Origin of the sequence: Streptomyces sp. NPDC001093 (genome assembly GCF_040298985.1) — a bacterium.
GTDB lineage: Bacteria > Actinomycetota > Actinomycetes > Streptomycetales > Streptomycetaceae > Streptomyces.
Window position 1 is genome coordinate 1 of the sequence record NZ_JBEPBF010000194.1, and the last position, 13056, is coordinate 13056.

At 72.4% G+C, this 13056-nt stretch carries 11 protein-coding genes and 1 pseudogene; all 12 read right to left on the reverse strand.

Features of this window, described 5'->3' with window-relative positions; genetic code table 11:
- Positions 1–957: SMP-30/gluconolactonase/LRE family protein (locus ABT288_RS46565; RefSeq protein WP_351622171.1), on the reverse strand; the 957-nt coding region annotated here is incomplete at its 3' end.
- Positions 954–1589, reverse strand: coding sequence for a bifunctional 4-hydroxy-2-oxoglutarate aldolase/2-dehydro-3-deoxy-phosphogluconate aldolase (locus ABT288_RS46570; RefSeq protein WP_351622174.1), 636 nt, complete (start codon positions 1587–1589; stop codon positions 954–956). The genes ABT288_RS46565 and ABT288_RS46570, both read right to left, overlap by 4 nt.
- Positions 1590–1615: 26 nt before the next feature.
- A complete protein-coding gene (locus tag ABT288_RS46575; RefSeq protein ID WP_351622177.1) occupies positions 1616–2413 on the reverse strand; it encodes a hypothetical protein in 798 nt (265 codons plus the stop codon).
- Positions 2407–3552, reverse strand: a complete 1146-nt coding sequence (gene dgoD / locus ABT288_RS46580) for a galactonate dehydratase (protein WP_351622180.1) — start codon at positions 3550–3552, stop codon at positions 2407–2409. Before dgoD ends, ABT288_RS46575 begins: the two co-directional genes overlap by 7 nt.
- On the reverse strand, positions 3549–4310 hold the full coding sequence (locus ABT288_RS46585) for a FadR/GntR family transcriptional regulator (RefSeq protein ID WP_351622183.1): 762 nt from the start codon (positions 4308–4310) through the stop codon (positions 3549–3551). The genes dgoD and ABT288_RS46585 overlap by 4 nt, the downstream gene beginning before the upstream one ends.
- A gap of 49 nt (positions 4311–4359) precedes the next feature.
- Positions 4360–5118, reverse strand: a complete 759-nt coding sequence (locus ABT288_RS46590; protein ID WP_351622186.1) for an SDR family NAD(P)-dependent oxidoreductase — start codon at positions 5116–5118, stop codon at positions 4360–4362.
- Between the two features lie 56 nt (positions 5119–5174).
- Positions 5175–7286 (reverse strand): alpha-galactosidase, encoded by a 2112-nt coding sequence (locus ABT288_RS46595; protein WP_351622189.1) that lies wholly within the window; start codon positions 7284–7286, stop codon positions 5175–5177.
- Complete coding sequence (locus ABT288_RS46600) at positions 7283–8197, reverse strand: carbohydrate ABC transporter permease (RefSeq protein WP_351622192.1); 915 nt, start codon at positions 8195–8197, stop codon at positions 7283–7285. The genes ABT288_RS46595 and ABT288_RS46600 overlap by 4 nt, the downstream gene beginning before the upstream one ends.
- A complete protein-coding gene (locus ABT288_RS46605) occupies positions 8197–9093 on the reverse strand; it encodes a carbohydrate ABC transporter permease (protein WP_351622195.1) in 897 nt (298 codons plus the stop codon). Before ABT288_RS46605 ends, ABT288_RS46600 begins: the two co-directional genes overlap by 1 nt.
- 2 nt (positions 9094–9095) lie before the next feature.
- Positions 9096–10388 (reverse strand): ABC transporter substrate-binding protein, encoded by a 1293-nt coding sequence (locus tag ABT288_RS46610; RefSeq protein ID WP_351622199.1) that lies wholly within the window; start codon positions 10386–10388, stop codon positions 9096–9098.
- Positions 10389–10540: 152 nt separating this feature from the next.
- Entirely contained in the window at positions 10541–12652 is a 2112-nt protein-coding gene (locus ABT288_RS46615) for a DUF8189 domain-containing protein (RefSeq protein WP_351622202.1), read from the reverse strand.
- A gap of 187 nt (positions 12653–12839) precedes the next feature.
- Positions 12840–13056 (reverse strand): annotated as a pseudogene (locus ABT288_RS46620) (hypothetical protein); the annotation flags it as partial.

Consider the following 13056-nt stretch of genomic DNA (forward strand, 5'->3'; position numbering starts at 1 on the left):
CTGACCCGGGGGGGGTGCCGCTGGGGCCGTGGGGGGGTCGGGGGGGGTTCCTTGGGGGGGGGGGGCGCGGGCGGCGGGGGGGGGGGGGGGGGGACGGGCGGGGCGGTAGGGGGCGGCGGGGGCGCCGGGGACGTCGACCCGGACCGCGAAGACGGCGCCGTCGAGGGGTCCCGGGGTGGGCAGGCCGATGTGCGCGCTGGTGACGAGGAGCGTACGGCCGTCGGGGCCGCCGAGGCAGAGTCCCGCGGGCTGCCCGGCGGGCAGGTCGACGATGCGGTCGAGGCTGCCGTCGGGGCGGTAGCGGTGGACCTGCCCGGTGCCCCAGACCGCGGTCCACAGACAGCCCTCGATGTCGGTGGTCATGCCGTCGGGGCTGCCGGAGTCGAGGGCGACGAAGGGTTCGGGGGTGCCCGGGTCGCCGCTCACGGGGTCGATCGGACAGCGGCGGATGACGCCCCGGGCGCTGTCGGCGAGATACATGACGGTTCCGTCGGCGCTGAAGGCCGGGCCGTTGGGAACCGTGACGTCCCGTAGGACCCGGGTGACGCGGCCGTCGCGGTCCAGGCGGTAGAGGGAGCCCGCGTCCTCGGTGGCCGAGTACGCCATGCTGCCGGCCCAGAAGCGCCCGTGCGGGTCGGCGACGCCGTCGTTCATCCGCATCGGCACGGGTGCGCCGTCCTCGGGGCGCGCGATCCAGTCGACGCGGCCTGCGGGGTCGATGCGGCAGATGCCGGTGTCCGCCGCCGCGATCCAGTGGCCGGGGCGCCCCTTCACCGGTGCCACGGCGCCCAGGGGGCACGGCAGTTGAGTGATCGGTCCGAGCGGCGCGTCGGGCCCGTCGGGCAGGGCGAGCAGTCGGCCGGTGAGGATGTCGGTGAGCACGGCGCGGCCGTCCGTCCAGCGGATGCCCTCGCCCAGTTCCAGGCGGTCGGTCCCCAGGACCGCGGGGGCGGTCACGGGCGTGCCTCGGCGCGAACCACGTCCCGGAAGACGCGGGCGCGTTCGCGCAGGGCGGTGCGGTCGCCGCCCGCTGCCGCGTCGCCGACCAGGGGCGATCCGACGCCGACGGCCGTGGCACCCTCGCGCAGATAGGCGGCGGCCGCTGCGGCGTCCACGCCCCCGACCGGTACGAAGGGCAGGTCCGGGAAGGGGCCGCGCAGGTCCCGCAGATAGCCGGGCCCCCCGGCGCTGCCTGCCGGGAAGAGCTTGAGGGCGTCGGCGCCGAGCCGCTGGGCCTGGAGGATGTCCGTGGGGGTCAGCACGCCCGCGAGCACGGGGAGTCCGAGTTCGCGCCCGGTGGCGATGCCGTCGCTGACCGCCGGGGTGACGAGGAAGGCGGCGCCGGCCTGCTGGGCGGCACGGGCGTCGTCGGAGGTGAGCACGGTTCCGGCGCCGAGCGTGGCGTCGGGACCGAGCGCGGCGCGGGCCCGCGCGATGACATCGAGCGCGTCGCGCCCGGAGAGGGAGACCTCGATGAGGGTGACGCCCTCCTCGGCGAGGGTGAGCACGGTGGTCAGCGCGGCGTCCGGGTCGCTGCCGCGGACGATGGCGAGCAACCGGTGGGCGCGCAGCGCGGCGAGCAGGTCCATCCGGAATCCCTTCTGGTGACGGGTGTTCAGGGGCGGCGGTGCGCGGTGACGGTGAGCCGCCAGGCGACCTCGCCGCTCGGCGGTACGACGGCGGTGTCGCCGTCGCCCGCCGCGGCGCGGTCGAAGACGCGCCCGAGCATCGGCTCGACGCCGATCGAGCGGTACGGCGCGTCCCGGGGGAAGCCGCCGAGGTTGCGCCAGAGGGCGACCGCGACCGGCTGTCCGGCGGCCTCCACGGACAGGTGCAGTGTGTCGGCGCCGTCGTGTACGGACACCTGGGAGGTCAGGACGACCGCTCCGACGGCGCTCCCGTCGTCCGGGCCGAGCCGGTCCAGCCGTACGCCGTCGACGGTGGGCCAGGCGCCGGCGATCCAGCGGTCGCCCTCGTCCGGGTAGAGCCGTGTGACCGCCGGTCCGTCGACGCCGATCCGGGCGGCCGGAGAGAGGTCGAGCAGGGCGTGGGCGGCCCATACGAAGCGGTAGCCGGGCTCGGCGGCGAGCATGTAGTCGGCGACGACCGCGTCCCCTCGCCCGCCGATGCGCCGGGCCAGGCGGAAGTCGGGACACTCCACGATGTCCTCCTCCCCGGCCCGCCGCCAGGGCCGCGACCAGGCGTCCCCGTGGTCGGGCAGTCCGCGCACGGTGGGCGCGCACTCCTCCAACCCCCCGGCGTCGGCGAAGGGGTCACCGGGCCGGACCACGCTGCGGCGGGGTTCGTCGCGGTGCCACAGCCACTCGCGGCCGCCCGCGGTCAGCGACGTCCAGCGCCCGCCGTGGTCCACGTCGGTGGCGACGCGGACGGGCAGCCACGTGGCGCTCACCATTCGGCGAAGGAGCCGTCGGCATGCCGCCAGACGGGATTGCGCCAGGCGTGGCCGGACCGGTCGGCGGCGCGCACCGCGTCCTCGTCGACGGCGATGCCGAGTCCGGGCAGTGCGGTGCGATGCGCCTGGCCGTCGACGAAGCGGAAGGGCTCGGTGTCGACCAGGTAGGACAGCAGGTCGGCGTCCTTGTTGTAGTGGACGCCGCGGCTCTGCTCCTGGATCAGGAAGTTGGGCGTGGCGAAGGCGACCTGGAGGCTGGCGGCCAGCGCGACGGGGCCGAGCGGGCAGTGCGGCGCCAGATGAGCCCCGAAGGTCTCGGCAAGCGACGCGATCCGGGTGACCTCCGATATCCCGCCGGCGTGCGACAGGTCCGGCTGGGCCACGGCGACGCCCGCGGTCAGGGCCGGGAGGAACTCGGCTCGCCCGTAGAGCCGTTCACCGGTGGCGAGCGGCACCGGCGAGGCGGCGACCAGGCCCGGCAGCAGGTGCGCCTGCTCGGGCAGGACGGGCTCCTCCACGAACAGCGGGTGCAGCGGGGCTATCTCGTGCAGCACGCGGCGCGCGTTGGCGGCGGCGAAGCGGCCGTGGAAGTCGACGGCGACGTCGCGGTGCGGGCCCAGGGCCTCGCGGGCGGCCGCCACGCGCTCGACGACGGCGGCCGTCTCGGCGGGGCTGCCGATCGGCGGAGTGCGTCCGGCGGCGTTCATCTTGACGGCGGTGAAGCCGGCCTCCACCTGGGCCGTGACCTCCTCCTTGAGCCGCTCGGGTTCGTCGCCGCCGACCCAGGCGTACACCCGTACCGTGTCCCGGACCGGTCCGCCGAGCAGGGTGTGCACCGGCACCCCGAGGGCGCGGCCGGCGATGTCCCACAGGGCCTGGTCGATGCCGGCGACGGCGCTGGAGAGGACCGGGCCGCCCCGATAGAAGCCGCCCTTGCTCAGCACCTGCCAGTGGTCCTGGATGCGCAGCGCGTCCTGGCCCACCAGGTACTCCGCCAGCACCTCGACGGCCGACCGGACCACCTCGGCCCTGCCCTCCACCACCGGCTCGCCCCAGCCGACGACGCCGTCGTCGGTCTCGATGCGGCAGAACAGCCAGCGGGGCGGGATGAGAAAGGTCTCGACGCGCGCGATCTTCACTGTGTCCGGCCGTCCTTCTTCTCGGGTGAACCGTCCGCGTCCTCGGACGCCTGCGGGCCGCTGACCTTGTCGAGATCGCGCGTCGCCTGGTCGAGCAGGGCGCGCATGGCGAGTTCGGCGGCGTCCGGGTCCCGGTCGCGCACGGCGTCGAGGACGGCGCGGTGGCTGGGGACCGGGTCCTCGCTGTGCGGGGCGCTGTGCACGAGCCGGTCGCGCTGGGCGAGGCCCGACTCGATGACCATCTCCATGCGTTCCAGCAGTTCGTTGTGGGTGGCCGCGAGCAGTGCCCGGTGGAAGGCGAGGTCGGCCTCGACGGCGTCGCTCGCGCCGCCCTCCTGGCCCATGGCGGTCAGTGCCGTCTGAAGCGCCTCGAGGTCGGCGTCGGTGCGCCGGTCCGCCGCGAGGCGTACGGCCGCGGGTTCGATGATGCCGCGGACCTCGCCGAGGTTGCGCAGCAGTGCGGGGTCGGCACCCGTGCCGCTGCTCTCGGCGAACTGCCAGCGCAGCACGTCGGCGTCGAGCAGGTTCCAGTCGGAACGGGGCCTGACGAAGGTGCCGCGCTTCTGCCGGGCGTCGACCATGCCCTTGGCCGCGAGCACCTTCAGGGACTCGCGCAGGGCCGTCAGGCTGACGTCCAGCTCGCTCTGCAGGGCCGCCATGTCGAGCGTCGCTCCCTCGGGGATCTCGCCGCTGAGCACCCGGCGGGCGAGGGTCTCCACGGTCTGGCCGTGCACTCCGCGGCGCGCGTATGGCGTCATGTTCTATGCCTTTCTTGCCGTTCGATGGGGGCTGAAGCGGTCGGCTCTGTCAGGCCGAGGCCTTGGTGACGCTCCAGCCGCCGTCCACGAGCAGGCTCGATCCGGTGATGTAGGAGGCTTCGTCGGCGGCGAGGAAGGCGACGGCGGCGGCGACCTCCTCGGGGGTGCCGAAACGGCGGGCCGCGGTCTCCGCGACGCTGAGCTCGCGGTCGGCCTGCGGCACCCGGTCCCAGGCGGCGGTCAGGATCGGCCCCGGCAGTACCGCGTTGACCCGGACGTCCGGGCCGTACTCGACGGCGAGTTGACCGCACAGCGAGAGCAGGGCGCCCTTGCTCGCCGCGTACGCCGGATGGCCGGGGATGCCCCGGTGCGCGTGCACGGAGGAGACGAGCACCACGGCCCCGCCGTGCGCGCGCAGGTCCGGCAGTGCCGCCTTGACCCCGAGGAAGGCACCCGTGAGATTGACCGAGAGCTGGCGCTCCCAGGAGGCGAGAGTGGTCTCGTGGGCCGGTGCGACGGCCACCGTGTACGCGTTGCTCACCAGGACGCCCACGGGCCCGAAGCCGTGCGCGGCGGTGATCACCCGCTGCCATTCGTCCTCGCTCGCGACATCGGCGGCGACGAAGAGGGTCCGGGCCCCGTCCTTGCGCAGGCGCTCGGCACTCTCCTCGCCGCGCTCGGCGGCGATGTCGACGAGGACGACGGCCGCGCCCTCCGCGGCGAGGCGAGCCGCGGTGGCCGCGCCGATGCCCGACGCGGCTCCCGTGACGACGGCGACGCGGTTGGTGAAACGGGCGGCTGGATTCATCGGGTGGATCTTCTCCTGTTCGAGAGGCCGGTGGGGTGCAGATTCTTCCGCTGCCGTCACCGACGGGACAGAACGGTCAGCTCCGCGTCGTGTTCGGCGGTCCAGGCGAACGGCAGCCCCGAGTGGAGCAGATATGCGCCGCTGTAGCGGGTGCCGGTGGCGGTGTCGGTGTATACGGACTCCGGGGCGAGGCCCCGCAGGCGGAGCCGGGCGGGCCGTCCGGGCACCAGGGGCGCACCGTCCAGCGGTCCGGTGTTCCAGGCCGTCACCACCACCCGGGCACCGCCGCGTTCCTCGAACTGGACACCGCACGTCGGGTCGGCGGGGCTACCCAGCAGACGGACCTCGCCGTGGTGGACGACGTCCCGGATCTCCTTGTAGCGGGCGATCCACCGCGCGGCCTCGGCACGCTGCTCCGGTGTCCAATGGCGGATGTCGGCGCCGACACCGAGCACACCGGCCATGGCGGTGACGAAGCGGAAGGCCAGCGAGCGCGGCCGGGGGTCGAAGACGCCGGGGGCGTCGGTGACCCAGGAGCTCATGGTGTGCGGGGCATGTGCGTGGAGGTAGCCGTACTGGATGCGCAGTCGGTCCATGGGCGCGGTGTTGTCGCTGGGCCACACCACGTCGGTGCGGGCGATGGTGGCGTGTTCGACGCGGGCGCCGCCGCCGGCACAGCCCTCGACCGTGACGTGCGGGTGGGCGGTGCGCAGCTGGTCCAGCACGCGGAGGTAGCCGGCGACGTGCGCGGCGTCGAGGTCCTGCCGCTCCGGGTCGGGTCCCGCCGGGTGGCCGGGGCGGCCGCGTTCGGTGGGCGGACGGTTCATGTCCCACTTGAGGTAGCCGATGGCGTGGGAGCCGAGCAGCCGGTCGAGGGTGCCGATGACGAACTCCTGGACGTCCTCCCGGCCGAGGTCGAGCAGGAGCTGGTTGCGCACGAGTGTGGTCGGGCGGCCGTCGATCCGGTACACCCACTCGGGGTGCTCGGCGTAGAGCTTCGAGCGCGGGCTGACGCCCTCGGGCTCGATCCACAGGCCGAAGTCCATGCCGAGGGCGCGGACGTCCTCGACGAACCGGTCGAATCCGCCGGGGAATTCGGCCGGGTCGGGATCCCAGTCGCCGAGGCCGCCGGTGTCGTCGCAGCGCCCGGTGAACCAGCCGTCGTCGACGACGAAGAGTTCGGCGCCGAGCTCGGCGGCGGCCTCGGCGAGCTCCAACTGGCCTTCGGCGTCGACGTCGAAGCCGGTGGCCTCCCACGAGTTGTAGAGGACCTTGCGGGGCCGGTCGATGCGCTCGCCCGCCAGGTGCCGCTCGTAGCGGTGCCAGACGCGAGCCAGGCCGTCGAGACCGTCCGGGCTGAAGGCGCAGGCCAGGCGCGGCGTGACGAGGGTGGTACCGGGGGCGAGACGGACGGCGCCCTCGTGCGGCACGCGGCCGGCACGGACGCGCACCGCGCCGCCGGGCTCGGCGTCGGCGGTGATCCGCCAGTTGCCGGACCACTCCAGTGCGATGCCGTAGGTGGGGGTGGCTCCCTCGGCGGGAGCGGCGGCGTCCTGGACGGCGAGCCAGGGGTGGTAGGCGTGCCCCGCCGAACCCTGGGTGCTCTCCAACTCGAAGCGTCCGCGCTCCAGTTCCACGTCCTTGAGCTGGAACTCCTGCGACCACTGGCCGGCCAGATACGTCAGCCGCGCGCCGCCCTGGACGGGCACGTTGACGGCGGCGGAGTCGAAGCGCTCCAGCCGCACCTCGTCGTCACCGGTGCAGGTGAGCTCAGTCCAGCGCAGGACGACGTCGGTACCGGGCACCGTCTCGTAGCACAGCATGGTGTGCAGTCCGAGGAGGTCGTCGGCGAACACCAGGCGCAGTGCGCGGTCGCCGTCCTGCGTGGCGCCGGCGAACCGCCACCAGCTGCCGCGGTCGCCGCCTGGGCGGGAGGCGACCAGGTCGGCGCCTGTGAACGGCCGCAGTCCGTACGGGATGTACTCGGCGGGCGCGGCGTCGGCGGGGGTGATGAAGTGGGTGCGGCGCGACCAGTCCATGGGCGACGGTCCGTCCTCGGCGCCGTGCGGCCCCCAGGCGGCAAGTTCGGCCCAGCGTCCGTCGCCCCCGAGCGTGACGGCGTAGGTGGTGGTGTCGGTGCGCAGCAGCCACCGGTCGGACGCGGTCACTTCACGGCTCCGAGGTTCAGTCCGGCCACGAAGTGACGCTGGAAGCGGACGAAGACGGCCACCGTCGGGGCGGCGGCGATCACCGAACCGGCCGCGATGACGTTCCACATGGACACGTACTGGCCCTGGAGTCCGATCAGCGAGGCGGTGATGGGCATCTGGCTGTCGGTGCGCAGCACCGTGATCGCCCACAGCAGGTCGTTGAAGATCCAGGTGAACGACAGGGCGGTCAGCGCGGCCAGTGCCGGGCGGGCCAGCGGCAGGATGATCCGCCAGTAGATCTGCCACGGGCCCGCGCCGTCGATGACGGCGGCCTGCTGGATCTCGCCGGGGATCGCCCGCATGAAGCCGTGCAGGACGAAGACGTAGAAGCCGACGCCGAAGCCGACCTGCACCCCGACCAGGGCGTACAACCGGTCGTAGATGCCGAGTATTTCGCTCAGCTTGGAGACCGGGATCAGCAGGATCTGCGGGGGCAGCAGGTTGCCGCCGAGCATGAGCAGCAGCAGGACACGACGGAAAGGCAGGTCGTAGCGGCTGAGCGCGAAGGCCGCCATGGAAGCGAGGCCGAGCGAGAGCGCCACGGTGGGGATGGTGACCAGCATGCTGTTGATGAGGGCGCGCTGCTGGCCGCCGTCCACCCACGCCTGGCGGAAGCCGTCGAAGGTGAACGAGTGCGGCCAGCTGCCCACCCCGTGCGCGGCGATGTCGTCGAACGTCCGGGTGCTGGTGACGAGCACGAGGACGATCGGCAGCAGCCACAGCGCGGACAGCAGTCCCGCGGTGAGGTGGAAGCCAGTGGTGCGCAGCTTGCGGCCGTCCAGGACGGGGCGGCGGCGCCCCGCGACCTCGGCGGGGCCGGCCTGCCACTCGGTGTCCTCGGTGTGCGCGGTGGCGTGGGTGGCGGTCATCAGTCGGCCTCCCGGAAGGCGCGCACGAGGTAGCTCACGATGACGCCGAAGGCCAGCACGAAGATGACGACGGCGAGCGCGGAGCCGTATCCCAGGCGCAGGGACTGGAACGCGGTGGAGTACATGTAGGTGCTCAGCAGCTCGGAGGAGTGGTAGGGGCCGCCACGAGTGAGCGCCCACACCACGTCGAACGAGCGCAGCGAGTCGATGACGATCACCGACAGGACCACCGCGTTGACGCTGCGCAGCTGCGGAAGCGTGATGTACCGGAACTGCTGCCGGCGGGTGGCGCCGTCGACCTTGGCCGCCTCGTAGAGCGCGGGGTCTATGCCCTTGAGGCCGGCCAGGTACAGCACCATCACATAGCCGACCTGGCGCCACAGCGCGGGCACGATCACCGCGTAGAAGGCGGTGTCCTGGTCGGCGAGCCAGGCGTGCTTCCAGCCGCCGAGACCGACGGCCTGAAGCACGTTGTTGACCAGGCCGTCCGGCTGGTACATGGCCTGCCACACCAGCGCGGTGGCGACCAGCGAGAAGACCACCGGCAGGAAGAGCGCCGCCCGGTAGAACCCAATGCCTCGCCGCTCCTTCTGGAGCAGCATCGCGGTACCGAGTCCGAGCAAGGCGGAGAGGCCGCCGAAGAGCAGCAGCCACAGCACCGTGTTGATCGCGGCGGTGTGGAAGACCGCGTCGTGCACCATCTCGCTGTAGTTGCCGAGGCCGACGAACTTCGGTGCCGTCAGGCCGTCCCAGGACGTCAGGGAGAGGTAGAAGCCCTGGAGGGCCGGCCAGAAGACCCAGAACGCCTCGGCGAGCAGCGGGACGAGGACGAAGGCCAGGACCGCCGGGGGCACCCGAGTGGCCCTGGACCGTCGTGCGGAGCCGATCAGCGCCATTGTCACTGGCTCCAGATCTTCTGCGCGCTGCGCTGCCACGTGGTGAGGATGGATCCGATCTCCTTGGGCTTGGCCAGGTAGTGCACCAGCGCCGTGTCGGCCGTCGGCTGGAGCGCGTCGCTGGAGTCCCGGTTGAAGAACTGGGTGACGTCGGCGGCGCTCTGGATGAGCTTGCGGCCCTTGAGGACGAGCGGGGTGCCCGCGTCCTTGGCGTCCGGGTGGGTGGGCAGCGTGGTGCCGGACGAGCTCTTGAGGTAGAGCTCCTGCGCCTCGGCGGTGGCGAGGTAGCGCAGCAGTTCCTTGACGCCGTCGGCGCGCTTGGTGCGGACGCTGGCGAAGAAGCCGTCGGTGGGCGCCTCTTCGACGACCGGCACCTTCGGGTCGATGATGGGGAACTGGAAGAAGTCCAGGTCGCCCAGGGCGTCCTTGGGTGCGGCGTCGGCGAAGAAGGTGCCGATGAGCATCATGCCGGTACGGCCCTGGAGAAGGGCGGTGGTGGCATCCTGGAAGGGGATCGCCGTGCCGTTGGGGTCGAAGTACGGGCGGACCTCGTCCCACCTGTCGAAGACCTTGCGGACCTCGGGGTCGTCGAAACGGTGCTTCCCGGCGAGGAGTTCGCGGTGGTACGTGGCCCCGTTGACGCGGATGTCGAGGTAGTCGAACCAGGCGGAGGCGACCCACGGGGTGTCGCCGCCGGCGCCGAGGCCGATCGGCGCGACACCCTTGCTCTTGAGCTTGTCGCACAGGTTGAGGAACTCGTCCCAGGTCTTGGGCTCCTGCACGCCCCACTTTGCGAAGTTGGACTTCCGGTAGAACATGCCCCACCAGTAGTAGCTGGTGGGCACGAAGACCTTCTTGCCGCTGGAGGCCGAGGTGCACAGCTTCTTCAGCGCATCGGAGTAGCCCGAGAGCTCGGGCTTCGTCCAGATGTCGTCGAGGTCGAGGAGCAGGTCCTTCTTGGCGTACGACTCGGCGACGGAACCGGGGTACCAGGTGTAGACGTCCGGCGGGTTGGCCGACGTGAGGTACGTCGGCAGCTGCGTGCGGAAGGTCTCCGACGCGACGGTGTTGAGCTGCGCCTTGGCGCCGCCGCGCTTGTCGAAGGCGGCGACGAGCTGCTGCATCGCGGTCTTGGCCTGCGGCGAGGAGAGGTTGGACTGAAGGGTCACGGGGCCGCCGGACTCTCCTCCGGAGGCGGACGGGCTCTGGGTGACGCAGCCGCTGAGCAGCGCGCCGGCGCCGACTGCGCCCGTTCCCATGAGGAATCTGCGGCGGGTGGCGTTGAAGGCGGTCATCTGTGCACTCCCTTGGTGCCCACGGAACGGAGCTTGAGGCCCCCTGACGGTCCGGCTCCGGGCGCGGCAGGCACAGCCTGGCGCAGGGTCAGGGAGCCGGTCAAGATTAATTACTAATTTATTTTCTGGAGGCTGCGGGGTGAGCGCGAAGCTCAGAGCCCGGTCTGGTGGACGCGCCCGTCCACTCCGCGGAAGGCGGCCAGCACGCCACCGTCCGGTCCGGCCACGGCACCGATCGCACCGTCGAAGGCGCCGCTGACGAAGTCGTTGTCCTTGCTCCAGCCGGCCCAGCCGCCGGACGCGGTCCAACTGCGCGTCCAGAGCGTGTAGTCACCGGCACGGGCGTACAGGCGCACGGTGTCACCGGAGGCCACCAGTGTCGGGCTGCCGCTGGTCGTGCCGCCGAGGGCCGTCCAGTCCGACCACGTGCCGGAGGCGTCGCGGGTCCGCGTCCAGACCGAGTCGTCGGGGGTGCGCACGGCCACGTGCAGGCGGCCCGCGTCGTCCACGACGCCGGACGGACGGCCGTAGAACGCCCTGTCCTGCGGGGCGCCCTGCGAGGTCCAGCCGGAGGCCGGGCCGCGCGACCACAGCTCGCCGTCCGCGCCGCGGGCGAAGAGCGTCCAGTCGTCCGGGCCGGCGAAGGCCGCGGTCGGCGCGTCCGTCAGCGTACCGCCGAGGCTCTGCCAGCGGCCCCAGCGCCCGTTCGCGTACACGCGCCGGTAGGCGGTGTCGTCGGTGCCGCGCACGAAGACGTCGATCCGTCCGCCGGCCGAGGCGTACGCGGCGGGCTGGCCGAGGATACGGCCGCGCGTCGGGCCGCCCAGATCGACGGTACGGGCCACGGACCAGTCACCGCCGCGCGCGGCCTGCGCCCGCAGCGACCCGTCCGTACCGCGGGTGAAGACGGTCAGGGCGTCGCCGTCGCGCACCAGGGCCGGGCTCGCCGAGGAGCGGCCGGACAGCTGCGCGCCCGGGGCGTCGTCGGTGCCGGTCAGCTTGAGGAACGCGGTGCCGTGCGCGGGGACGCGTACGGTGTACGAACCGGTGAAAGTCCCGCGCGAGGTGCGGGCCCGCAGGTCGCGGACGGCGACCTTGCCCGTCAGACCGGCGTCGGCGAAGCTCACCGTGCGGTCCTGCGCCTGGTCTGAGCGGTTGAGCAGGACGACCGCCCGCTTGCCCGCGCCCTGAAGGACCTTGCTGTAGACGTCGCCGACGGAGTCGGTGGCCACGCGGGCGCCCTGGATGCCCAGCGGGTCCTGGTCGACGGCGATGATCTCGGGGTTGCGCAGGGTGTCGAGCATGGACTGCGACAGGGTGCGCGGGTCGCTGCCGAGCATCAGCGGCGAGGCCATCTCTGCCCACATCACGAACTGGGTGGTGGACTCCTCCTGGTTGAGCTCGTAGCCGCCATCGGCGAGCTTGCGCATCGGGATGAGGTAGTCCGGGTCGTTCCAGTGACCGGGGCCCTGGGCCTCGGGGTGCCAGGCGTTGGCATCCATGTTGCGCAGGATGTTCGGCCACTCCCCCGCCGTCGGGGTACCCCAGGCGATGTCGGTGCCGGTGCGCCAGGAGTCGGCGGTCGTCGGACCGTAGACGAAGGTGTTGTGCGCGTCCTGCTCGGGGGTGTGCGGCATGCCCCAGTCGTCGGTGAGCGGGTTGCACAGGTTCAGCAGCATCTTCCGGCCGGACTTGGCGACCGCGTCGCTGAACTGCTTGAAGGCCGGGCCCGGGTCGAGCCCGGCGCCGATGCCGCAGAGGAAGTCCACCTTGATGGCGTCGACCTTCCAGCCGGCGAACTGGCGGGCGTCCTGCTCGTAGTGGCCGCGGCTGCCGAGCCCGCACCACTTGCCGCCGTCGTACTCGCCCGCGTCGGTGTAGATGCCGGCCCTGAGGCCGCGCTCGTGAAGGTACGTCACCAGTGCCGGGATGCCGGAGGGGAAGCGCGTGGGGTTGGCCACGAGCCGGCCCGTCTCCGGGTCGCGCGGCTGGTCCGCCTGCCAACCGCCGTCCAACCAGACGATGTTGTAGCCGCTGTCGCGCAGCCCGCTGCTGACGAGGTAGTCGGCGACCTTTTTGACCTGGTCCTCGGTCGGGGCACCGAGCCCGTAGTAGGTGTTCCATCCCATGTACGGCGTGGGGGCGAGGCCGCTGTCGTAGTACTGCGGCGCACCCTGGTCGTCCGCGGCGTGGGCCGCCGGAACGGACGACCCGACCAGTACCACGGCGCCGAGCGCCGCCGCGGTCCGCCACACACGCACCATCACTGCACGATGCGAAGCCACTGAGTTCTCCCGAGAGTTGGGGGCACGGGGCACCCCGCTCCGGTCGTACCGGGGGTCGGTGCCACGGCGGAAACTGTGCCCAGACCCCTGAAGCCTGTCAATATTAATTGCTAATTAACTTAAAAATGGCACCCGAAGTGCGGTTCCTGGAGCGCCGGGACGCCGGTCAGGCCTTCGGCCCCTGGCTGAGCTGGCGCTGAAGGCTGCGTGTACCGCGGGCCGCGGCTACCGCGCTGAACGACTTGTTCGTTTCGGGAATCGCCGCCCAGTCCTCCTCGGTGAATGCGCCGCGGACGTGGCCGATGGTGCCGCCCGCGGCGCGGAAGTCGGCGATTGCATCTGCGACCCGGTCGACGAGCGCGTCAGCGTCGGGAGCGAGAGGA